We start from the raw sequence: 23,940 nt of genomic DNA, 5'->3' as shown, positions 1-23,940 counted from the left end.
TTACTTCTTTGTGCCTTTACTTTTGTATGGCTTGGCAGCTGCCTTTTTCTTTGCACTTGATTGCCAACGGTTCCACCCTTTACTTCCTGTACCTTGTCCTACACCTTTTTTCGGTTTTGCTTTCGTTTTACTCATATGATCACTCCGTTATATAAAAATCTTATTTGATAATAGTCAATGATTTAGAAAATACTCTTTATAAATGACTATGTTTACTTTAAGTAAAAATAAACTGCTTGAATGCTATAGTATAACATGAATTTGCAAGTAAACTGAAAGGAATTATAAAGAAAATGAAAATAATACGAAATACTGCGGATTCTATATTTCGAACGATTACATTACTTGTTGTGTATATGTTAGTCTCGCTTAGTGAAACGTTTTTTGGATTAACAAGGCAAAAGAAGTGAAGATGTTATATTGAAAACAATCAATAAAGCCGTAAAATAAAGAATTGAAAAATATTTTTAAATTTTTGTTGACTTTCTTTATTTTTTGTATAGAATAATCATTAATAAAATGTTTCAGAGATGTGACAACAAAACGACTATGAAAGGACGAGTAGTAGTAGGATGTAGTCTAAGCGAGTCAGGGGTGGTGTGAGCCTGATACGAAGCCTATTATGAAGAACCTCCTGGAGTTGCTAACCGAAATCCTTTACAGGAAAGTAGACTTAGCCGGGTACTTCGCCGTTACAAGAAGAACAGTATCGAGATATTTCATCTCCGTACTGTATAAGTGAGCAACCTCTGTTGCTAATTTGGGTGGTACCGCGGAACCAAAGTCTTTCGTCCCAGTTTTTTGGGAAAGAAGGGCTTTTTTTGTTGGCTTCTTTTCACAACATCCAAACATTTTAGGAGGAAACCACCATGTATCAATCATTAATGACAGTAAGAGAGACTCAAATCGCAATTAAGGAAGTTAAAACATTTTTTGAGGATCAATTAGCAAAACGCCTTGAACTATTCCGCGTATCTGCACCATTATTCGTAACGAAAAAATCAGGATTAAACGATCATCTAAACGGTGTAGAACGTCCAATTGAATTTGATATGTTACATTCAGGAGAAGAATTAGAAATTGTTCACTCACTAGCGAAGTGGAAGAGATTTGCTTTACATGAATATGGATATGAAGCTGGTGAAGGTTTATATACAAACATGAACGCGATTCGTCGTGATGAAGAACTTGATGCAACACATTCCATTTACGTCGACCAATGGGATTGGGAAAAAATCGTTCAAAAAGAATGGCGTACTGTAGATTACTTACAAAAAACAGTACAAACAATTTATGGAATATTCAAATATTTAGAAGACCACTTATTTGAAAAGTATCCGTTCCTTGGAAAGTATTTACCAGAAGAAATTGTTTTCATTACTTCCCAAGAACTAGAAGATAAATATCCAGAATTAACACCGAAAGATCGTGAACATGCAATTGCAAAAGAACACGGTGCAGTCTTCATTATCGGAATTGGTGATGCACTTCGTTCAGGTGAAAAGCATGATGGGCGCGCAGCTGATTATGATGATTGGAAATTAAACGGTGACATTTTATTTTGGCACCCAGTATTACAATCTTCATTCGAATTATCATCAATGGGAATTCGTGTTGATAGCAAATCACTTGATGAGCAATTAACGAAAACAGGTGAAGATTTCAAACGTGAGTACGATTTCCATAAAGGTATTTTAGAAGACGTACTACCATTAACAATTGGCGGTGGTATTGGACAATCAAGAATGTGCATGTACTTCTTACGAAAAGCACATATCGGTGAAGTTCAATCTTCTGTATGGCCTGACGATTTACGTGAAGCTTGCAAAAAAGAAAACATTCATCTGTTTTAATAGAAGAGAGAGGATAACTCAAAGAGTTATTCTCTCTTTTTTATAGTGTAAACGAGTGGTTTACAGTGAGTTTTACTAATGGTTTCTTTCTTTTTTGGATCCTTTTATGTAATAATTTGTTAAAGGAGGGGACGTTATGAGCTTAGGACAACAACTTAAAAGATTACGAGAGTCAAAAGGGTTTTCGCAGGAAGATGTTGCTAAGAAAATTGGTGTGACAAGGCAAGCTGTGTATAAGTGGGAACATGATAAAAGCTGTCCGGATATTGATAATTTAATTTTGCTTAGCGAAATGTATAATGTCATGCTAGATGAATTAATAAAAGGAAACCAAAGCTTTAAAGAGAAAATACATATTGATGAAGAAGATGAAGATTTTGAGAAAGAGAATGAATTTGGTTTTTATATTGGCTGCGGTTTATTAATTATGAGTGCTTTCATTGACTATGAAAGAATACAGGTGGTTGTCTTAGGCGTTGCACTATTCATGATGGTCTTTTACTCTGACGTGAAGAAAGTTATTTTGAATGAATATAGATCGTTTTTTCATGGGAAAGAGCGATAAGATATAAAATGAGAAGAGTCAGTTATATTTCCTAGGAAAGGATAAAATGAATAATTAAATTATTTTATAATGATTTTTGGATGTTGGTAATATGTTAAAGAACGATTTGGATAGAGTCTTGAAATCTATGTGTAAAATGATAATACATTTTTAAAAGCTCAAACAAGCATAACCACGTTCTAAAGTTAGGACGTGGTTAAAAATATAGTGGTTTAATATATAATACATCACTTCATTATTTGTTACCGAGTTCTTCCGCTAAACCGACTAAAATGCCTTCGGTTCCACGAATGTAGCAAAGTCGATACGAGTCCTCGTACTGAACTACTTCGCCAACGAGCTCTGCACCATGCTTAGTAAGTCTATTTACCATTTCGTCAATGTCTTCAACGGTAAACATGACGCGCAAATAACCGAGGGCGTTTACAGGAGCTGCTCGGTGATCTGCTATAGTAGCTGGGGCGAGAAATCGCGAAAGTTCAATTCGACTATGGCCATCTGGGGTAACCATCATAGCAATCTCTACGCACTGAGAACCGAGTCCGGTTACGCGACCAGCCCATTCACCTTCGACAGTTGCTCTCCCTTCGAGTTTCAAACCAATCTCTTCGAAGAAAGAGATTGCGTTATCAAGGGATTCTACAACGATGCTGACATTGTCCATTCTTAGTAATTTGTTTTTTGTCATTGTCTTTATCTCCTTATATATAAAAGTGTGTTATCTAAGCATCTCCATAATTATACTATTAAAAAGTTACAAATTCCTTCTAAACAAAAACACCTTGTCACAGTGTAGGAGAATGTGACAAGGTGTTTTTTTAGTATATCATATAGCATCTTGTTAACGAACAACACTTCGAAAATCTTCTACTATTGAGATACGTATGAACTTTATTTCGTGAATACTATCATGTCCAAGTAGTTTTAAGAACTTGATAGTGTAGTTGTTATTCTATAGAACGACTTCGACTTTCCCACAAAATATTCCCGCTCTTTTTCTATTTATATAGGAAGGAAATAGATTCATCTCATTTGTTTTAAGTTTTACCGGTGAAAATTAACTCATCTGCACTAAAGGCTCAATTTTCGCCATAAATGATTGATGCAGCGCCTCAACACCTGTTACTAAATGAAGGCGGTCAATAACGACAGACACTTTAATTTCTGATGTACTTACCATTTTAATATGAATATTTTCTTCTTTTAAAGTAGTGAACATATTCGCGGCAACTCCAGGGTTAGATACCATACCAGATCCTACGATTGATACTTTTGCTAAATGATTTTCATGTTCTACAGATTCATAGTGAAGTGCTTCGTGGTTTTGTTCCAACACTTCTAAAGTTTCTTTTAAATCACTCGAGTGGATGGAGAAGGAGAGATGAACAGTTCCTTCATTTGTAATACTTTGAATGATGATATCTACATTAATATGTGCAGCTGCTAATGTAGAGAAAACAGTGGAAAGCGATCCTTGTTCTAATCCTTTTATTGTGACACGTGTAATATTATCTTCAAATGCAATACCTTTAACGATTGATTGTTGTTCCATGTTACATTCTCCTTTTACAATTGTTCCGTTTTCTTGTTCCATACTTGAGCGAACTTCTAAAATAACATTATGATTTTTAGCGAATTCAACAGCACGAGGGTGTAATACACCAGCACCGAGGTTTGCAAGTTCTAACATTTCGTCATAAGAAATTTCATCTAATTTATAAGCATCTTTTACAACTCGTGGATCCGTCGTATATACGCCTGTTACATCTGTATAAATATCACATTTTTTTGCTTTCAATGCAGCGGCTAATGCAACAGCAGTTGTATCAGAACCACCGCGGCCAAGCGTTGTAATTTCATGGTTTTCACTAACTCCTTGGAAGCCAGCTACGATAACAATCGTACCTTCAGTAAGATAAGATTGAATTCGATCTGTATGAATGTCAGTAATCCGTGCACTACTATGTACAGATTCTGTCGTAATACCAGCTTGCCATCCTGTTAATGAAATCGCGTTATAACCTTTTGTTTGTAGTGCCATTGTTAACAATGAAATGGTTACTTGTTCTCCTGTTGATAGAAGCATATCCATTTCGCGTTTACTCGGATTTTCTGTAATAGCGTTAGCAAGTGCTACAAGTTCATCTGTGCTCTTTCCCATTGCTGAAACGACAGAGACGATACTATGCCCTCGTTCATATTCTTCAATAATTAAATTTGCTACATGTTGAATGCGCGCGACATTTCCGACAGAAGTGCCACCGAATTTTTGTACAATCGTTTCCATTACGAATTCCTTCTTTCATCCATTTTTAAGAATAGATTAGGACATATATAAATCCCAATATTCCTGTAGTTACCAGAGAAAAGCAAAAAACACCATCTCAAATAAGTGAGGATGGTGCTGTTACAGGAAAAGGGAAACAGAAAACGGAGCTAATAAAAAAACCGCCAAAAAAGGAATACCATGAAAATGATATCTCTTTTTTGTAGATAGCTCTTCACACGTACACTTCTGTACATATGACAGTTCTGTTTCTATTCGAAAACAGCCCCAATCGATAAATGCAGAGAAAATTATCGATTTCGGCAATACTTCCTTTCATCTAATTTCATAGACATCTCTGTGTCTCCATTAGAATAATCATAAGTATTGCAACCTCTATCTCACGTTTTAGGCGAGAGTGTTTGATTTATGAAGTTGTTGGTAACATTTGTTTTATAATAATTTAAATTTTTCGTGGAATCAAGTGTTTTATATATATTTTAAAAATTCTATCTTTTATTCGGATTAGTTTGTGAAAAATGTAGCAAAATCAATTCATTGCATGTACATTAAAAATATAGAGTATAGGAGGTGGAAGGATGGGGAAGATACAGCCTATTTATGTAGCAACAAAAATGAACACAACAATGGAGAAATTATGGGAGCATACACAAGAACCACATATACATACAGAGTGGGATGTTCGTTTTACAGAAATCACGTATTTAGAGAAAAAAGCAGGAGAACCACAGAAGTTTTTATATAAGACAAAAATTGGATTTGGACTTGAAATAGCCGGAGAAGGGGAATCGCTAGGTGAGATAAGAAAAGAAACTGGAGAACGGATTTCTTCTTTGAAATTTTGGACAGACAATCAATTATCACTTATACAAATTGGACGTGGGTATTGGAAATATACACCGAATAATGAATATATTCATTTTGAAACACAATATGATTATGATACAAGATTTGGTCGTATAGGGAATGTAATAGATTCATATGTTTTTCGCCCGTTATTAGGTTCTGCGACTGCTTGGAGTTTTGATGCTTTAAAATTATGGTTAGAAAAGGGGCTTCATCCTAGGTTGCTAATTAGAAGAACAATGACATATTGGCTCGTTTGTTTTTTATTTGCTTTTGTATGGCTATATCAAGGGATTGTACCGAAAATAATCTTTACCCATCCAGAAGAAGTGAAAATGCTTTCGGTCATAATTGATTCAACTGAAAATAGTATTTTTATTCTTAAAATAATTGGGTTGTTAGAAGTTATTTTTGGTGTCATATGGTTACTTCCATTTCCAAAACGTAATTTATTTATACTACATATTTTCATGTTAATAGCCTTAACGATAGCAGCAGGATTTACGAATGTTGCAAGTTTTACAGAGCCATTTAATCCAATTACGTTAAATCTGCTTCTAATTGGAGTATCGATTGTCGGTTATATGAATAGCTTCGATTTGCCAAGTGCAAAAAATTGCAAGAGGACGAGAAAGGGATAATGTATGTCTAATATGTATGAAAGACTATTAGGGGATTCTTATAAAAGGCTTCATCCAAAATTGCAGGAACGATATGCGATAACGAAGGAAAATAGCTTTATTGGGGAAGGGGAAATGGATGAAATTTACGGTGGCTCTTTTTTCGTTAAATTGATTTTGAAAATTGCATCGAAGTTCCGAATGTTTTTCTCTGAGCGAGGGAAAAAAGTTCCGTTTGTGATACATAATACTGCTGGACGAGATAAAGATGGAATAGAAATTGTAAGGTGGAATCGCACGTTTTATTTTCATGATAAGGAAAGATATTTTAATGCGGTTATGCAACTGGATGAAGAGAATAATGAAATTGTAGATTATTTTGGTGAACCACATATCCTCGTTTCTACTTTAAATTTTCATATTGATGAGTTAGGAGCAATGCATATTGCTTCAAAGAAACAATGGTTTTATATGTTTGGGAGAAAAATTCCTTTGCCGAAACTTTTATACGGAGAGGCAAAAATTGTTGAAAGTTATGATGACGAATTACAATGTTTTCGAATTCACGTACAAGTACGAAATCCGTTAATTAGTTCATTATTTTCATATAAAGGAACATTTGTAGAGAGGGAATAAACGATATGAGAAATATAATATTTGGTCTTGCTTGTTATATTGTTTTTCTAATATGTGAGTGGCCGTATGTAAACCCTGTTGAAGCAATTATATTATTATCTATTTTGTTATTTATACCGATGTCATTTTGTATTATTGATACAAGAACACGAAATGGATCGTATGTATTATTTTATAAAGCCGTATCGTTTTTATATCCGGTCGCAGCAATTAGTGCAATGTTATCATTTGTAACAAATCAATATTTCTTTGCGATAATTTGGTTTGTATATACGGGGATCGTTGCGTTATTCGGTATAAATAGATTACTAGAAAGAGGATGGAAGCCATTAGAAGAAACGGCTATAGATAGTGCGTTTATTTATTTGTTTTTAGGTGGTTTTTGGTTTTTTGCTTCAGTAGCAAGGCTTTCAATTATGAACTTTAGTTCTGATATTGTTTTACTCACAGCTGCCCACTTTCATTATTCGGCGTTTCTATTGCCCTTATCAGCTGGTTTAGTAGGAAGGAAAAGAGAAAAGAGAAGTAAAGTATATGATGTAATTATGTTTATCATAGTTATTTCACCTATGACAGTTGCGATAGGAATTACATACTCAAGGATATTTGAATTTTTTGCAGTGTTCATATATTTATGTGCTATTTATGGATATGGTATTTACGTTTGGAAAGCGAAATTTAATTCTATCACTGCAAAGGTTCTCTTAATTATTTCGTCTAGTACGCTCATGGTAACAATTATGTTCTCACTTATATACTCATACGGAAATTTCAAACAAGTAATGACGATTACAATTGCACAAATGGTTTGGATTCACGGTGTGGTAAATGGAATTGGAGTAGCGTTGCCAGCATTTGTCGGTTGGATGATTGAAAAGAGTGTTCCAAATTATAAATACTATGGGAAACCAATGAGCAGGTTAAGAGGAAAAGTGAAGATTGGTGGAGCATTTTTACATAGTAGAAATTTAGTAGATGGCAAGGAATACAGTGGTCTAGTTGATAAAATGAATGATTTTCATAGTGAAGCATTTGACGTGACAAAGATTCCTATGAGTATTATTCGCTTTTATGAAAATACAACAGCGTATGAGTTACAATCGAATATTCAATGGGCTCGTTGGTTCCGTCCATTTGCATTTTGTTATGAGAAAATGAGTAAACGTGTAGGACAAATACATTTAGGAATGGGCGGCAAGTGGGAAACGATGCATGGCTCTATCGTTGGTGTAATAGATGAGAAAGATGGAAGAGAGAACGTAAGGGCTTGGTTAAGAAAAAATGAAGCAGGAGAGTCTATTTTTTTAGCTCTTTACTCAAAGCATACATATATGAACGAGACATATATGAATATTGCATTACCTTTACCATATTCGAATATGACGGGAGTTTTGAAATTACGTAATAAGTGTAATGATTTAATCATTACTAGTAAGCTGAGAAGAAATAGTAAGGGAGATGAGGGGATTTATTTACATACTCGTTTCTTTACAATACGTTTACCATTAGCAGAGACTTTTATTATTAAAGAGGGCGCAAATCAAATGTTAGAAGCTAACCATAAAATGTGGATATTCGGAATCGAATTTTTAGAAATTGATTATGAGATTAAGAAAATAGAGGAGAAGTAAGAAAAGCTTGGAGAGATTCCAAGCTTTTTTACGTATGAGTAATTGTCATAGCAACTTGTTTATCTAAGTCTCGGTCCCAAACACGTTGAATTTCAAACGTACCTTTTTCAAAAAATAATGGGAATCTCTCTTTAAACCAATCTTGCATAGGTAGATTTAATGCTGTATCGATTGGTATCCATAATAATTCGCCCTCTGGAGGGTCTATAAGAAGTTCGCCTTCAAATGAATCTGTCCAATAGTTAAATACCATATATCGAACATTTTCTTTCGGATTTACGTATTCATCTAATCCCTTAAAAGTCAAATTTGAAACAAATAATCCAGTTTCTTCTTTTACTTCTCGTTCAGCAGCTTGAACGATACTTTCTGGAAAATCTACTTTACCGCCAGGAGCGATGTAACCAGGGAAGCCTAGATGATCGGGGCGCTGTATTAGCAATACTTCGTTATTCCGCTGAACCATACACATTGTATAAATGCGGTGTTCGATACTTTTCCAATTCGTACTCATCCGAATCTCTCCTCTTATAAAATGAGTCTCTTATAGTTTAACTATAGTGATTAGTTCCAAAAAACGCAATAATAATACAAAATTATACAATTTATTATTGCTAATTGATATTTTTACCAAAAATTTAATAGTTTCATATATAATTAAAAGAAGTGAAGAGTGAATTTTCTGTATTTAAATCCAGAGATTAAGGTCATTTGAAAAGAGGAGAGAGATATGCAAGGAGAAATACGAACAGAGAAAAATGTAAGTTATGTCGGTAAATTGTTATTGCCAGTTAAAGCGTCACCACATTTTAAATTTTTATGGATTGGTCAATTACTTTCGGCATTAGGTAGTTCGATAACGATGGTGATTTTGCCAGTCGTTGTATATTCGTTGACTGGTTCAACAGTTGTAATGGGAATGACTATGGCAATGTACATGCTTCCTAATATTCTTGCGTTACCGTTTGCTGGATTAGTCGTAGATCGAATCGATCGGGTGAAAGTAATGTTATTTACAGATATAATTCGTTGCGTATTAATGCTATTGCTTGCAACACTTATATTTATGGATGTATTAACAATTCCACTTCTATATATACTCGTAGCATTGTATGGGCTTATGGAAGGGATATTTCAGCCGGCGTATGCGGCTGTAAGAGCGAAAGTATTTGTACCGGAAATTCGAAATGCAGCTAATGCATTAACACAAATGAGTAATCAAGGTATACGACTAATTGGACCGGCTCTTGGAGGATTGATCGTTTCAGTTGCATCTGCGGGAATAGGATTTGGACTAGATGCAGTAACATATTTGCTATCATTTTTTTGTTTATTATTTTTAAGAGAAATAAAGTTTAAAAAAGTAAAACCCATCGAAAAGAGGAAGATTGATTACAAACAAGAGTTTATGGAGGGTGTTTTCGTTTTAAAAAGTCATCCGTGGCTATGGATTACAATTTTAGTCTTTTCTTTCATCAATATTTGTTATGCAGGAATTATCGTCGTATTAATTCCATGGTTATTTAATGTTCATCATCATTTTGAAGCATACGTGTATGGATTAGGAATGGCAGCTTCTGGTGTTGGAGCTGTAATTGCCGCGCTAATATTTGGCGGGAGAGAACGGTGGCATAAGCGGGGGCTACTTGCCTATGGTGGTGTTTTAATAAGTAGTTGTGCGCTTTTAATAATGCCGTTTATTGCTTGGGCACCTGCATTAATTGCATTAATGGCAATTGAAGGTTTCGGTATGATGATATTTGGACTCATTTGGGAAACGAGTTTACAAGAGCTTGTGCCAGAAGAAGCATTTGGAAGAGTGGCAAGCCTTGATATGTTAGGTTCATTTGCTTTATTGCCACTAGGTTATGTGGTAGTAGGGTGGTTAGCTACTGTCATAGGTGGCGAGATAACGATTATAACACTAGCTATATTAGTACTTGTAACAATTGGAGTAGCGTTATGTGTGCCGAGTATTCGACGATTTGATTGATGATATAAGGGAAAGGAGAATAACTTATATGATTATAGAAAACTTGAACGACATAGTAGCAAAGGAATTGGACAGCGAATACACTTTGCAGGAAAAGATCTTTGAAGCAAAAAATTTCACAGTCTATATAGCCATCCATAGAGAAAACAAGTTCACATATAATCAACTAGTATTAATAAAACATCTTTATAATGAAAAGCCTTCCGTACATATTTGGCATAAGAAAATTAGTATGACAGCAACAGAACTGGAAATTACAAAAGAAGCGACAGAAGCGATACAAGCTGGTTTCAAAAAGAAAGAGTAAGCCCTAAAGAAATTAGGGCTTACTCTTCATTAAATACAAATGTTTGTTTCATTTTTTTACTTTCATTTACTGGATGGCCGTTGTAAGAGAAGTTCTTTTCTTCCCAAGTTATGACGACTTTGAAATTATGGCTGTTAAAGTCTAATGGGAATACGATGTAATCAAAGCTTGTATCACTTTTCGAAACGTTGTTATTTAAAGCGGTAGCATTAAAAGTAGCTTTAGAGGTAGGGGTGTTATCAAGTATTTCCACAGCTACGTTTGATACATCATTACCGATGTTTTTTACGAGTAAACTATATGTATCGTATACACCTTGTTTTGGCTGCAATGCTTGCTTGTTTACGTTATGAGAATTATCAATTTCGATATACCATTGTTTAGACTTTGATGCGATTGGTAGTGATTGAAATGTGTATGCACTAGCTTGTATTGGTAGTGCTAAACAGATTAGTGCAAAGAGAGAAAATATTTTTCGTTTCATTTTTAGAGAACTCCCATTCTTTAATGAATATATTTGTTATTATCTTCTCTTTTTGAGATGATATACCATATAATGTGAAATGCTATTTGTGACACCCATGAATGTAAGTTGCATTTTACATGCAACAATTGGTTTTAATATTCCGTTGAACACATCTTATATTGTAGGTGCGGTTATTACGGTTATATTAACTGCTGTATTCTTTATGAGAGCTGTGTAGAGATTTTCTACACAACTTTTCTAATGTGAAAATTTTCCAATAATATGTTAAAATAACATTGTCATACAACAAGGGGGATTTGTTTTATGGAAAATGGACATCTTGTTAAAATAGATTTAACGAAAAGAATAGAATCAAAATCTAAGTATAATAAGAAACTTGAAAAATATCAGAGACGTTTATTAGCACTTCAGCAAATTGTAAAAGAAGAAAAAATTGCAGTTATGCTCGTTATGGAAGGTTGGGATGCAGCTGGGAAAGGCGGGGCGATTAAGAGAGTGACGGAACACCTTGATCCGCGTGGGTTTCAAGTAAATCCAATTGGAGCACCAGCACTTCATGAAAAACGGTACCATTACTTGCAACGTTTCTGGCGAAAACTTCCTCAGTACGGGCAAATTACTATTTTTGATCGCTCATGGTACGGCCGTGTGTTAGTTGAGCGTGTTGAAGGTTTTGCTACAAAGGAAGAGTGGACGAGAGCGTATGATGAGATTAATGATTTTGAAAAACTATTAACAGATGATCATTATATAGTCGGAAAGTTTTTCTATCATATTAGTAAAGACGAACAATTAAAGAGGTTTAAAGATAGAGAGAACAATCCTTTGAAAAGATGGAAAATTACAGACGAAGATTGGCGCAACCGTGAAAAATGGGATGAATATGTTGAAGCGATGGAAGACATGTTTGAAAAAACAAATAAGCCAAATGCGAAATGGCAAATTATCGCGAGTAACGATAAATTATACGCTCGATTGAAAACGTTGAAAGTGATTATTTCATTAATTGAGGAGTATCTCTTAAAACATAATATAGAATTACCTTCGTATTATCATGAAATAAAAGAGGGAAAGACAGAGGGTTTTGCAGCTAATGAAGATGCAGTTGTAAAATAGTACAGAGTTTACATATGAAATATAAAGTAGAGTTACCCTGTAATTTTGAACAATAAAATTACAGGGTATTTTTTTATTTAGAAACATTTTACAATTAACGGAATAAGGTATATAATCAATAATCATATTAACATTGTTAATATGATTATTGATTATATACAATGTGGGGGTCTTATTTTGAAGGGAAGAGATGTTGTTTTAGGTTTATTGATGGAAAAAGAATTGTCTGGTTATGATATTAAAATTGTGTTCGAAGACGTATTTACTCATTTTTTTGATGGGAGTTTTGGAATGATTTATCCAACGTTACGACAGTTGGAAAAAGAGGGGAAAATAAAGAAAGAGGTTATTATGCAAGAAGGGAAACCAAATAAGAAAATGTACTTTATTACAGATGAAGGGCGTGAAGAGTTTTATCAATACATGCAAACAGATGTAGAGAAAGATGTTTTACGTTCAGATTTTTTAATGAGGATGTATTTCGGTAATTATAGCGATGATAAGGCGATAAAAAAATGGATTGCGGACGAAATTGAAAGGAAAGAGCTATACATTGCGGATCTTCGTTTGAAATATGAAAAGTGGAGAGAAGGTATTACTTTTGTTGAGGAAATTTCACTCGATGTAGGTATCGCATCGTATAGTGCTCAAGTAGAGACGTTGAAAAGAAAACTAGAGCAACTAGAAGCAAAAGAACACAATAAAATGGAAGAATGAAAAATCTGTTCATAATAAATAAAGGGGTAGATGAACATGGAGCAATCAAAAGGTATTAAGGTTGTCTTTTTAATGTGTCTAGGTATATTTCTTTGTATGATTGATACGACAATTATGAATATAGCTTTACCCGCGATACAAACGAGTGTAAATACGTCATTAGAAAAGATGTCTTGGGTATTAAATGTATATACGATGACGATTGCGGTACTCGCCATTCCACTAGGGCGGATAGCTGATATTTTTGGGAAAGCAAAGATGTATATTCTTGGTTTGATAATTTTTGGTGGTGGATCAATACTTTGCGCTTTTGCTAATACGGGCGATTTCCTTATCTTTTCTCGCTTTATACAAAGTGTAGGTGCAGCGATTTTATTTCCGACTAGTATGGTAATTGGTGTATCAGCAATGCCATTAGCTAAGAGGCATGTTGCACTTGCAATTCTAGGAGTATCACAAGGATTATCAGCTGCGATGGGACCAGTAATAGGTGGAATTATTACACAAAATTTCGGTTGGAGATGGGTGTTCTTCGTTAATGTTCCAATTTGTATTCTTGGAATCATTTTATGCTGCATTATGTTACAAATAAAAAATGAAGAACGTATTATCTCAAAAATAGATTGGATAGGACTGCTATTAAGTAGCACAGCAATTTTTTCTTTTACTCTCATATTAGTAAAAGGCAATACATGGGGATGGCAAAGTAATATAGCTGTGTCTTGTTATGCAATTAGCACTATTTCTCTTATTCTATTTGTTCTAGTGGAACGAAAGATTCATAATCCAATGGTGAATTTAAATTTATTTAAAGATCGAATATTTGTTGGAGCATCTATCGTTGTAATATTAAGTAATTTGTTTTTAATTGGAGTAACTGTATTACTTCCAACGTTCTTGACGAAAATACAAGGTCGAACGGAAATCGAAGCAGCTTTTTTAGTGACACCTATTTCAGCAATGATATTTTTAGTCTCACCAGTTGCAGCAACATTAATTAAAAAGCTTGGCAAAGTAACTATTATTTTGTCAGGCTTTCTTGTTATGGGTCTATCTTATTATTGGTTGCAAATGATTGATGTTAATTCAACAAATATAGAAATAATTATTCCATGCATGATATTAGGTGTTGGATATGGTTTAGTAGTAGGTCCAATTACAGTTTTAAGTGCTTCTTCGTTTGAAGGGGAATTATTAACTGCTTCTCAAAGTGTTGTCTCGATGTTACGACAAGTTGGAATTGTATTAGCAGTTGCAATATTTGTATCTAACTTAACGCACAACATAACTGTAAATAAAGAGAAGGTATATCGTTATGCAGAAGAAAAAGTGCGTAATATTCATGTGAGTAGTGCTCAGCAAGCTGAGATATTACAAATAACAAAAGGAAAAATAGAGAACCAAAGTATAGAAACAAATGTAGAAAAAGATCAAAATGAAGCATTTGTAGAGTTAAATAAAGAGAAAAAAGATGAATTAATTCACCAAAAGGTGGATGAAGTATTAAGAGAAGTTCCAGTAGAATATAGAGATGTAAAAAGAGAAGAAGTTATGAGTCAAGTGACAAATGAAGTTGAAAAACAAGAAGAAAGTATAAAGAAAGAAGTACTCGCATTTTCGAATGATGTGAATCATTATGCTAAGAATCAGATGGCTATGAGTTTTACAGATTTATATAAAGTGAGTGTGCCAATTATTTTAGTTTTTGCTTTAGTAAGTTTGTTATTTTGGGAAGGAAAGACTTTGAGTAAAAAGAGAGGGGAAAGAGTTATAGGGGGAGTCTAAGGGAAATAATCTAAAGGTGAGTTATATTCAAATGATGGATTGCTAGCTGTGATAAAATTAGTATAATTATTTTGGGAACCCCTCGGTAATGGGAAAAACATAAACCGTGGGGCTCTTTACATGTATAAATAAATTTCAGCATTTTAAATTTGGGGATTTTGTTGTTCTATAGTACATTAACAAGAGGGTTTCATTTCAAAGGGAGGATGAGGAATTGTTAGATAAGGTGGGGGATTTAGAGAGTAATCATATATATACAGAAGAAGAACAACAAAAATTATACAAAAGAACATTACTAATCGTAAGCATTTCACAAATGTTCGGCGGGGCAGGGTTAGCTGCTGGAATTACAGTAGGTGCACTACTTGCACAGCAAATGCTTGGGACAGATGCATATGCAGGATTACCGGCTGCTATGTTTACATTGGGATCGGCGGTAGCAGCTTTCTTTGTTGGAAAGTTATCGCAAAAACATGGTCGTCGCATAGGACTTGCAGCAGGTTTTATAGTAGGTGGACTAGGGGCTATTGGAGTTGTATTAGCAGCTTTAACAAATAGTATTATTCTTTTACTAGTTTCTTTACTCATATATGGCGCGGGCACAGCTACGAATTTACAAGCGCGTTATGCTGGAACGGATTTAGCGAATAAGAAGCAAAGAGCAACTGCTATTAGTATTACGATGGTAATGACGACTTTTGGTGCAGTTGCAGGACCGAATTTAGTAGGTGTAATGGGAACGTTTGCTCATTCAATTGGAATCCCTGAACTAGCTGGTCCGTTCATATTATCGGCAGCTGCATTTATACTGGCGGGTATTGTCCTATTTGTTATGCTTCGTCCAGATCCGTTACTTATTGCTAATATGATAGAAACATATAAACAAGAACATACATATAAAGGGCAAGTGGTAACAGAGGAAGCGATAGAAAATAAACGAGGAATTACTGTTGGAGCAATCGTAATGATACTTACACAAATCGTGATGGTTGCGATTATGACGATGACGCCAGTTCATATGGGACACCACGGACACGGTTTAAGTGCAGTAGGTCTTGTAATTGGTTTTCATGTAGGTGCAATGTATCTTCCATCTCTCGTTACGGGAATGTTAATTGATAAAATTGGCAGAACTACGATGAGTATAGCTGGAGGAGTAATTTTACTAGCAGCTGGTAGTATAGCGGCGATAGCGCCAAGTGATTCTTTAATACTATTAATTGTTGCTTTGTCTTTGCTTGGATTAGGATGGAACCTCGGTTTAATAAGTGGTACGGCTCAAATTGTTGATGCAACTATCCCTTCCACACGTGCAAAAACACAAGGGAAAATAGATGTGTTTATTGCACTAGCGGGAGCTTCAGGCGGAGCAATGTCAGGAATGGTAGTAGCGAATTCAAGTTATGCAGCATTGTCATTAGCTGGAGGAGTGTTAGCTTTCATGCTTATTCCTGTTGTGATATGGGCTCGGACAGGTAAATAAAATTAAGATAAAAAAGGCTGCGTTCAAAGGGAGGTAACCAATCTTTGAATGCAGCTTTTTTGTAGTTAGTTGTATAAAAGAAAAATTTTAGTTTAAATCCCACTCCACAATAAGCCCTAAATGCGTAAGACCACCACCAAACCCGTATAGTAAAAGTGTGTCTCCATTATTTAATTTTCCTTTTTTTCTAGCTAAATCTAGAGCGAGTGGAATAGAGACAGAAGATGTATTCCCCATATATTCCACGCTCGTTAATGTTTTTTGTATTGGAATTTGAGATTTTTCACAAATAGATTCGATCATGCGTAAATTAGCGCTATGAGGAATGAACCAATCTATTTCATCTATTTGCATATTAGCGGTATGTAATAGTTCTTTTATACCTGCTGGCACCGTACGTGTTGCCCATTTATATACTTCTCTCCCATTTTGCACGATTTTTTCATTTGTTTGCAGCTGTGTGCCATTCATAGTAGTAGATAAGTTTGTTCTGTATAGATGAATACCACCGTGCCCATTTGTTCCCATATGAGCAGCGATAAAGCTTGGTTTGTTTTCATCTCTTTCTAATAAAATAGCTCCAGCACCATCGCCAAATAAAATACAAGTCGTTCTATCGGTGTAATCAGTAACTTTAGATAATGTCTCTGTCGCTACGACAAGTACTTTTTCGTGTGATCCAGAAGTGATTAAGCTATTCCCAACGTGCAGGCCATATGTGAAACCAGCGCAAGTCGCATTTAAATCAAATGCTATTGTATGAGGTATGCTGAAGTGTTGTTGTATTTGACACGCGACACTCGGAAAAACATAGTCAGCGGTTGTTGTAGCGACGATGATACAGTCTATATCTTCTAAGTTCTTTTTAAAAGTTGTACATAAATTTTCAATTGCTTTAATGGCTAAGTGTGAGGAGTATTCGTCTTCGCAAGCAATTCTTCTTTCCTTCATTCCTGTTCTTTGTACAATCCATTCATCATTCGTATCAATCATTTTCTCTAAATCGTTATTAGATAATATTTGATTTGGAACATAAGTACCAATTGCAGTAATACGAGATTTAGAAAGCATAGGAACATCTCCTAACTTATTTTTATAACCTGATACTAATATCAAGTCATAAATATGTCAATAAAGATTTTTCGTTTGTGAAAATCAGTATATTTTAATAAAGCGAAAAGGGATTTGAGGAGTGATGTCCAAATAATATACGGAAGCTTCTAAAATTGATAGTAAAGGGGTTTGAGATTCTTGAAAAGAATCGTATATGTATTGTCTCTAGTTTTAATTTGTAGCTTTACTTATTTTATTTTACCAGAGAAGTCTTACGCTTGTGAGTGTATGAAAGCATCACCAGAAGAGAGGTTACAAAAAACAGATGTAGTATTTGAAGGTAAGGTATTAGAAGTTCAAAAGAAGGACGGGAAAATGGAAATATTATTTGAAGTGAAGAGAATTTGGAAAGGGACAAGCTCTTCGCAAATTATTATATATACAAGTTTTAGTAGCTGTACATTTCCTTTTGGGGAGGGAGGAGAGTATTTAGTCTTTGCTTTTAATAGAGGAGAAGGAAAGTTAGAGACATCTATGTGCAATGGAACGAAGAGATTAGATGAGGCAGGGGCGGACAAAGTGGCTTTAAGTCAAATTGCAAAAGAATCTGTTCCGACGAAGAAAGTCAATTTGAAAGATGACATGGTGAGCGGTTTCAGTTGGTGGCAAGTTGTTACCCTTTCTATAGGTCTGTTATTGATAGTAGCTCTTGCGATTTTTATTGTAAGAAGAACGCGCAAAAAATGACGATTAAAGTAAATATATAAGGATTTTCTTTCTGTTTCTATAGGTGGTTTAATCTTGTGAAAGCGAATTACTTATGCTACACTTTATGTAACTTAAAATGAACGGAGGGGCTTCCTTTGATCTTAATCAGATTACGTCTCAATACTTTGTGCCAATAATTGAATAGCGCTCAAAGGCTCTGTCTGTGTGCAGAGTGAACGGGATTGGTCTGCCTATTTTAAAGGAACCCTTTATTAAGCTTATATGTGAAAAAGAGGGAGGGACGAATACGCCCTCTTTTTGTTTTGCCTTTATAAATAGAATGGGATCGTATAGGTGAACACTTATTGTGGATACGTATATGATCTTGGGACTTTTTGACTATGAGATAGGATGAAAGTATAACTTTCTTCTATTTCTTTGGTGAACCCTTATCCGTTTACGAAAACACAGGCAGTGATCTGTGTTTTTTATTTTACGTAATCGAAATGGAGGAATAAATATATGGAAGAATTATTACAAAGAGCAGTTTTAGTTGGAGTAAATTTAGGTAATGAAGATGATTTTGCATATTCGATGGAAGAGTTAACGAATCTTGCAGAAGCTTGTGATGTAGAGGTAATCGGGCAAGTGACACAAAATTTACAACGAGTAAATCCGTCACATTATATTGGAAAAGGAAAGATTGAAGAAGTAGCAGCCTATGTAAATGAAGTAGATGCGAATATGGTAATCTTTAATGACGAATTATCGCCTTCTCAAATTCGAAATTTAGAAGCGGATTTAGATTGCAAAGTAATTGACCGTACTATATTAATTTTAGATATTTTTGCGCAACGTGCGAAAACGAAAGAAGCGCAGTTGCAAGTTGAGGTAGCGCATCTTCAGTATATGATGCCTCGTTTAATCGGGCTTCGTGAATCGTTAGGAAGACAGAGCGGCGGAGTTGGTACGAAAAATAAAGGTGTCGGTGAGAAGAAATTAGAGTTAGATCGTCGTAAAATTGAAGAACAGATTTCAGTTTTAAATAAAGATCTAGAAGCACTTGTTGCCCAGCGTCAAACGCAACGAAAGCAGCGTAAGAAAAATGAAGTACCAGTTGTAGCATTAGTAGGTTATACGAACGCAGGAAAGTCAACGACGATGAATGCGATGCTTGAAATTTATAATGGTACAGAAGAAAAACAAGTATTTGAAAAAGATATGTTATTCGCGACGTTAGAAACATCTGTGCGAAATATTGATTTGCCAGATAACAAGTCATTTTTATTAACAGATACAGTTGGATTTGTGAGCAAATTACCGCATCACCTTGTGAAAGCGTTCCGTTCAACGTTAGAAGAAGTAGCGGAAGCGGACCTACTTATTCACGTTGTAGATTACGCTAATCCAAATTATGAACAGTTAATTGATATTACAAATGAAACGTTAAAGAAAATTGGAGTAGAAAATATTCCAACCATTTATGCTTATAACAAATCAGATATGGTAGATGTTGAAATTCCGAAAGTACAAGAAGAACGCGTTTATTTATCGGCGAAGAAACATATTGGAATAGAAGAGCTTGTCGAAATGATTCGCTCACACATCTATAAAGAGTATACGAAGTGCGAAATGTTAATTCCGTATGATCAAGGACAGGTAGTTTCTTATTTCAATAATCATGCGCACGTTTTATCTACGAGTTATGAAAACGAAGGTACGAAACTAGAAGTAGAATGTAAGACGAGTGATTACGAAAAGTATAAGCGTTTTGCGATTTAATAAAAAAGGCGATCCTAATATATGTTAGGATCGCCTTTTTCTTATTCTGTAATAGAGGCCCATTTATAAGAATAAATTCCTGCAAATGGACGAATAACAACACCTTTTACGGTTGGTCGTTCTAAATATACAAGTCCTGATTGGAAGATTGGAGCGATAGCTGCATCATCTTCGAGTAAGATTTTCTCTGCATCTTGGAACGCTTTCCAACGTGCTGGTAAATCAGTTGCTAAAGTAGAGTTCGTTTTCTCAATTAATTCGTCGTATTGTTTGTTTGAATAACTCATTTTATTAAACGGTCCGTCAGTGACAAACATATTTAAGAATGTTGTAGGATCAGGATAATCTGGCCCCCATGTAGAAAGTGAAATGTCATAGTCACCATTTCCTTCACGATCTAAAAATGCTTTTACTGGAAGGGGCTGTAATGTGATTTTTAATCCAGGTAAGTTTTTCTCCAATTCACCTTTTAAAAACTCGCTAATTTTTTTATCGTTAGACTCATCAGTTGTTATGATGGAAAGAGAAGCATTTTGTAAATTTGTTTCTTTTTTCGCAGTTTCCCATAGTGTTTTAGCTTCTTTCACATTTGTTTCTACTTTTACATTACTTGTACTGCGAAAATCTTTATTATCAGGTCCTTTTACAAATCCTTTCGGAACGAATGCATTCGCAGGTATAGAACCATTATTTAAAATTGTTGTTGCGATTCCTTGTTTATCAAAAGCTAGCGAAATAGCTTTTCGAGCGTTTTTGTTAGCTAATAAAGGATTCTTTTGGCTAAATCGGAAAAATGTCATAGAAGGACGTTCCATCTTCTTTAAGCTCGGATCTTTTTGATATTTATCAACAAACTCTGAATTAATCGTAATTCGGTCTACTTGTTTGCTTTCAAATAAATTAACGGCTGTTGAAGTATCTTTTACGATATTTACATTAATTTCATTTAACTTCACATTTTTATTATCCCAGTAGTTCGGATTTTTTGTCATTTTATAACTTGTATCATGTTTCCATTCACTTAATTGGAACGGCCCGTTATACACTACATTTGCAGCTTCAAGTCCGTAATTTTTCCCTTGCGCTTCTACAACCTTTTGGTTTTGAGGATAAAATGTTGCAAATCCCATTAACCCTAAAAAGTATGGAACAGGGTGTTCTAACTGCACTTCAAGCGTTTTATTATCAATCGCCTTTACACCAAATGAATCAATTGGTAATTCTTTTTTATTTATTTTTTCTGCATTTTTAATATCGAACATAATATGTGCGTATTCAGAAGCAGTTTCTGGATTTACGGCACGTTTCCATGCGTATTCAAAATCATGAGCAGTCACTAGATCGCCATTTGACCATTTTGAATCGTGTAATGTAAATGTATATGTTTTTCCGTCTTCGCTCAGTTTGTATGATTCAGCTGCCGCAGGAACAGGTTTATTGTCAGGGCCAGGCATATATAATCCTTCCATTACGTTGTTTAATGCAGCGTAAGAAAACCCATCGGTTGCGATAGACGAATCAAGTGTAGAAATTTCCCCAGCTTCTACAATATTTAATACGCGTTTTGAAGATTCTTTTTTCTTTTCCCCGGTAGTTGTTGTCTCTTGTTTTTGACCACATGCTGTTAAAAAAATAGATAATGTGATTGAGAGTGCAACGATTCCTTTAGTTTTTTTCTTCATAGTTGTCATCCTTCCCTTCATCTCTGTCCTAGTATAAAAGAAAATATAGAAAATTTCTATAAATAAATCCGATAAAACGTATAGAAAAAATATATTATGTAAGAAGTGATATTTCTGGAAAAAGAAATGAAACCAGTATAGAATATAAATGTTTCAAAAGTCAGAATTTATTACACCTACTGTAATAAATATATATTTTGTACAGGAAGGAGAGATTCATATATGCAGGCAGTTTCGAAAAAAAATACAATGGAAACACCGACGATATATCGAATACTATTTGCGATTAGTTTCGGTCATTTTTTAAATGACTCGATGCAAGCAGTTGTGCCGGCGTTGTTTCCTATTTTGGAAAAAACGATGAATTTATCCTATATGCAAGTAGGATGGATTGCGTTTGCATTAAATATGACGTCATCGATTATGCAACCGGTTTTTGGTATGTATTCGGATAAGAAGCCATCACCATTTTTATTACCGCTTGGTATGTTTTCGAGTATGCTTGGGATGATTGGACTTGCTTTTGCACCGAACTTTATTATTGTTATTATTTCTGTTTTATTTATCGGATTAGGTTCCGCAGTCTTCCATCCAGAAGGTGCTCGCGTTGCTTATATGGCGGCAGGGGCAAAACGAGGTTTAGCACAAGCGATTTATCAAGTGGGAGGAAATACAGGGAATTCCCTAGCTCCTATTTTTACAGCGTTAATTTTCGTTCCGCTCGGCCAAATTGGCTCTTTAGGTTTTACAGCTTTTGCAGCAGTAGGAATTGTATTATTAATTTTCGTATCAAATTGGTATAGGAATGAATTAGCAACTGGCGCTGTGAGAAGAAAAAAGAGGGCTGCGCTTGAGGCGGAAAATGCGATTGTAAGTACACATATTAAATTTGTTATTCTACTTCTTGTTTTTCTTACTTTTGTACGTTCTTGGTACGGTGCTGGTATCGGGAATTTTTATCAATTTTACTTAATTGAACATTACGGTTTATCTATAAAAAATGCCCAGTATTTCGTATTCGCATTTATGATTGCCGGTGTATTAGGAACTTTCTTTGGTGGACCGTTAGCAGATCGATTTGGAAAGAAAACAATTATTGTATTTTCAATGATAGGTTCGGCGCCACTTGCCCTGTTATTACCTCATGTTTCGCTCGTGTGGGTCGTACCGCTATTTTTATGTATTGGTTTTATTAGTTCAAGTAGTTTTAGTGTAATTGTTGTTTATGCGCAAGAGCTTGTTCCTGGAAAAGTAGGGATGGTATCTGGATTAATTGTAGGACTTGCGTTTGGACTGGGCGCTTTAGGTTCTGTAATTCTTGGGAAATTAGCTGATATATATAGTCTACAATTCATTATGTTACTATGTAGTTGTCTACCATTAATTGGACTTACTTCTTGGTTATTACCAAGTGATAAGAAAACGATAGAATAGGGGATGCACTATGAAATTATGTGAAAATGTTACAGAATTAATAGGGGATACACCTGTCGTCCGATTATCTAAATTTATTCCAGAAGACGCAGCAGATGTGTATGTAAAACTAGAAATGTTTAATCCGTCACGCAGTGTGAAAGACCGTGCTGCCTATAATTTACTGCATGTTGCAGAAGAGAATGGTCTCATCAAACCAGGAGATATAATTATTGAACCGACAAGCGGAAATACAGGAATAGGCTTAGCGATGAATGCAGCTGCAAAAGGATATAAAGCGATTTTAATTATGCCAGACAATATGTCAAAAGAGCGTATAAATTTATTGAAAGCATACGGCGCAGAAGTAGTTTTAACACCAGCAGAACAAAGAATGCCAGGAGCAATTGCGAAGGCATCAGAACTGCAAAAGCAAATTCCAAATAGTTTTATTCCACAACAATTTGAAAATCCAGCAAATCCGAATATTCATCGTTATACGACTGCAATTGAAATTTATGAACAAATGGATGGAGAGCTTGATGCTTTTGTTGCAACGGCAGGAACTGGTGGAACTATTACAGGGACTGGTGAAACGTTAAAAGAGAAACTACCAAACTTATATATTGCAGTAGTAGAACCGAAAGGATCTCCCGTACTATCGGGCGGTGTTCCAGGTCCTCATAAACTAGTAGGAACAAGTCCAGGGTTTATCCCGAAAAATTTAAATACAGAAGTGTATAACGAAATTATTCAAATTGCAGACGAAGAGGCTTTAACGACAATGAGAAACTTAGCAAGACAAGAGGGGTTATTAGTTGGACCATCTTCTGGAGCTTCTGTTTACGCAGCGATTATGATAGCAAAACGATTAGGCGCTGGTAAAAAGGTTTTATGTATTGCACCTGATACGGGAGAACGATATTTGAGTATGGGATTATTTGAATAAAAATGATGGAAACCCCTTAATGGTGAA

General features: G+C 34.9%; 22 protein-coding genes, 1 pseudogene, 1 riboswitch and 1 other annotated feature. Of the genes and pseudogenes, 16 read left to right on the top strand and 7 right to left on the bottom strand.

The features are described from left to right. Window positions 1-135, bottom strand: coding sequence for a DUF3934 domain-containing protein (locus KVT31_RS07440; RefSeq protein WP_000047588.1), 135 nt, complete (start codon window positions 133-135; stop codon window positions 1-3). 405 nt (window positions 136-540) lie between these two features. Then, window positions 541-799 (top strand) — a binding site (T-box leader). Window positions 800-869: 70 nt separating this feature from the next. Here KVT31_RS07440 and asnA point away from each other — a divergent pair. Together asnA and KVT31_RS07430 are read left to right on the top strand one after the other, a co-directional pair. Next, a complete protein-coding gene (asnA, locus tag KVT31_RS07435) occupies window positions 870-1,853 on the top strand; it encodes an aspartate--ammonia ligase (RefSeq protein WP_088095948.1) in 984 nt (327 codons plus the stop codon). A gap of 136 nt (window positions 1,854-1,989) precedes the next feature. Continuing rightward, window positions 1,990-2,418 (top strand): helix-turn-helix domain-containing protein, encoded by a 429-nt coding sequence (locus tag KVT31_RS07430; protein WP_088095949.1) that lies wholly within the window; start codon window positions 1,990-1,992, stop codon window positions 2,416-2,418. A 235-nt stretch (window positions 2,419-2,653) separates the two neighbouring features. On the opposite strand, the gene KVT31_RS07425 is transcribed toward KVT31_RS07430, so the two are convergent. Then, complete coding sequence (locus KVT31_RS07425; RefSeq protein WP_088095950.1) at window positions 2,654-3,106, bottom strand: VOC family protein; 453 nt, start codon at window positions 3,104-3,106, stop codon at window positions 2,654-2,656. Between the two features lie 369 nt (window positions 3,107-3,475). Continuing rightward, window positions 3,476-4,705: an aspartate kinase gene (locus tag KVT31_RS07420; RefSeq protein WP_088095951.1), complete on the bottom strand. Its 1,230-nt coding sequence runs from the start codon at window positions 4,703-4,705 to the stop codon at window positions 3,476-3,478. A 199-nt stretch (window positions 4,706-4,904) separates the two neighbouring features. After that, window positions 4,905-5,091: riboswitch (Lysine riboswitch) on the bottom strand. A gap of 192 nt (window positions 5,092-5,283) precedes the next feature. On the opposite strand from KVT31_RS07420, the gene KVT31_RS07415 reads away from it, so the two are divergent. From KVT31_RS07415 to KVT31_RS07405, 3 genes are read left to right on the top strand one after another with little or no spacing between them, the layout of a single operon-like run. Continuing rightward, window positions 5,284-6,192 carry a DoxX-like family protein gene (locus KVT31_RS07415; RefSeq protein WP_088095953.1) on the top strand — a complete coding sequence of 303 codons (909 nt, stop codon included), beginning with the start codon at window positions 5,284-5,286 and terminating at the stop codon, window positions 6,190-6,192. Window positions 6,193-6,195: 3 nt separating this feature from the next. Then, on the top strand, window positions 6,196-6,807 hold the full coding sequence (locus KVT31_RS07410; RefSeq protein WP_088095954.1) for a DUF4166 domain-containing protein: 612 nt from the start codon (window positions 6,196-6,198) through the stop codon (window positions 6,805-6,807). Between the two features lie 5 nt (window positions 6,808-6,812). Further along, a complete protein-coding gene (locus KVT31_RS07405) occupies window positions 6,813-8,438 on the top strand; it encodes a YndJ family protein (protein WP_088095955.1) in 1,626 nt (541 codons plus the stop codon). A gap of 28 nt (window positions 8,439-8,466) precedes the next feature. Here KVT31_RS07405 and KVT31_RS07400 read toward each other — a convergent pair whose 3' ends face one another. Next, window positions 8,467-8,952 carry an 8-oxo-dGTP diphosphatase gene (locus tag KVT31_RS07400; protein WP_088095956.1) on the bottom strand — a complete coding sequence of 162 codons (486 nt, stop codon included), beginning with the start codon at window positions 8,950-8,952 and terminating at the stop codon, window positions 8,467-8,469. Between the two features lie 216 nt (window positions 8,953-9,168). Here KVT31_RS07400 and KVT31_RS07395 point away from each other — a divergent pair, with 216 nt between their 5' ends. After that, window positions 9,169-10,431, top strand: coding sequence for an MFS transporter (locus KVT31_RS07395; protein ID WP_088095957.1), 1,263 nt, complete (start codon window positions 9,169-9,171; stop codon window positions 10,429-10,431). A gap of 28 nt (window positions 10,432-10,459) precedes the next feature. Next, window positions 10,460-10,738 (top strand): hypothetical protein, encoded by a 279-nt coding sequence (locus tag KVT31_RS07390; RefSeq protein WP_088095958.1) that lies wholly within the window; start codon window positions 10,460-10,462, stop codon window positions 10,736-10,738. Between the two features lie 19 nt (window positions 10,739-10,757). On the opposite strand, the gene KVT31_RS07385 is transcribed toward KVT31_RS07390, so the two are convergent. Continuing rightward, window positions 10,758-11,222, bottom strand: coding sequence for a hypothetical protein (locus KVT31_RS07385; RefSeq protein ID WP_088095959.1), 465 nt, complete (start codon window positions 11,220-11,222; stop codon window positions 10,758-10,760). 82 nt (window positions 11,223-11,304) lie between these two features. On the opposite strand from KVT31_RS07385, the pseudogene KVT31_RS30190 reads away from it, so the two are divergent. The 5 genes and pseudogenes from KVT31_RS30190 to KVT31_RS07365 all read left to right on the top strand — a co-directional run. Next, window positions 11,305-11,442 (top strand): annotated as a pseudogene (locus KVT31_RS30190) (carbon starvation CstA family protein); the annotation flags it as partial. A gap of 86 nt (window positions 11,443-11,528) precedes the next feature. Then, a complete protein-coding gene (locus tag KVT31_RS07380) occupies window positions 11,529-12,341 on the top strand; it encodes a polyphosphate kinase 2 family protein (RefSeq protein ID WP_088095960.1) in 813 nt (270 codons plus the stop codon). A gap of 177 nt (window positions 12,342-12,518) precedes the next feature. Next, complete coding sequence (locus KVT31_RS07375) at window positions 12,519-13,058, top strand: PadR family transcriptional regulator (protein ID WP_088095961.1); 540 nt, start codon at window positions 12,519-12,521, stop codon at window positions 13,056-13,058. Between the two features lie 36 nt (window positions 13,059-13,094). Continuing rightward, a complete protein-coding gene (locus tag KVT31_RS07370) occupies window positions 13,095-14,843 on the top strand; it encodes an MFS transporter (RefSeq protein ID WP_088095962.1) in 1,749 nt (582 codons plus the stop codon). A gap of 214 nt (window positions 14,844-15,057) precedes the next feature. Next, window positions 15,058-16,326, top strand: a complete 1,269-nt coding sequence (locus KVT31_RS07365; RefSeq protein WP_088095963.1) for an MFS transporter — start codon at window positions 15,058-15,060, stop codon at window positions 16,324-16,326. Between the two features lie 87 nt (window positions 16,327-16,413). On the opposite strand, the gene KVT31_RS07360 is transcribed toward KVT31_RS07365, so the two are convergent. Beyond that, window positions 16,414-17,397 (bottom strand): ketoacyl-ACP synthase III, encoded by a 984-nt coding sequence (locus KVT31_RS07360; RefSeq protein ID WP_088095964.1) that lies wholly within the window; start codon window positions 17,395-17,397, stop codon window positions 16,414-16,416. A gap of 180 nt (window positions 17,398-17,577) precedes the next feature. On the opposite strand from KVT31_RS07360, the gene KVT31_RS07355 reads away from it, so the two are divergent. Together KVT31_RS07355 and hflX are read left to right on the top strand one after the other, a co-directional pair. After that, window positions 17,578-18,126, top strand: a complete 549-nt coding sequence (locus KVT31_RS07355; RefSeq protein WP_140392418.1) for a cobalamin biosynthesis protein CbiN — start codon at window positions 17,578-17,580, stop codon at window positions 18,124-18,126. A gap of 483 nt (window positions 18,127-18,609) precedes the next feature. Further along, window positions 18,610-19,869 carry a GTPase HflX gene (hflX, locus tag KVT31_RS07350; RefSeq protein ID WP_000391884.1) on the top strand — a complete coding sequence of 420 codons (1,260 nt, stop codon included), beginning with the start codon at window positions 18,610-18,612 and terminating at the stop codon, window positions 19,867-19,869. 41 nt (window positions 19,870-19,910) lie between these two features. Here the strand turns inward: hflX and KVT31_RS07345 are convergent, their stop codons facing one another. Next, window positions 19,911-21,551 carry a peptide ABC transporter substrate-binding protein gene (locus tag KVT31_RS07345; RefSeq protein ID WP_088095966.1) on the bottom strand — a complete coding sequence of 547 codons (1,641 nt, stop codon included), beginning with the start codon at window positions 21,549-21,551 and terminating at the stop codon, window positions 19,911-19,913. 222 nt (window positions 21,552-21,773) lie between these two features. On the opposite strand from KVT31_RS07345, the gene KVT31_RS07340 reads away from it, so the two are divergent. Both KVT31_RS07340 and cysK read left to right on the top strand, forming a co-directional pair. Next, the gene (locus KVT31_RS07340; protein WP_088095967.1) at window positions 21,774-22,985 is read left to right on the top strand and encodes an MFS transporter; all 1,212 of its coding nucleotides are present in this window, start codon (window positions 21,774-21,776) and stop codon (window positions 22,983-22,985) included. 10 nt (window positions 22,986-22,995) lie between these two features. Continuing rightward, on the top strand, window positions 22,996-23,913 hold the full coding sequence (cysK, locus tag KVT31_RS07335) for a cysteine synthase A (protein WP_088095968.1): 918 nt from the start codon (window positions 22,996-22,998) through the stop codon (window positions 23,911-23,913). Window positions 23,914-23,940 lie beyond the last annotated feature (27 nt).

This window comes from Bacillus sp. GbtcB14 (assembly GCF_019091205.1).
Lineage (GTDB): Bacteria > Bacillota > Bacilli > Bacillales > Bacillaceae_G > Bacillus_A > Bacillus_A cereus_AG.
This window is presented reverse-complemented; position numbering and strand designations above follow the sequence as displayed.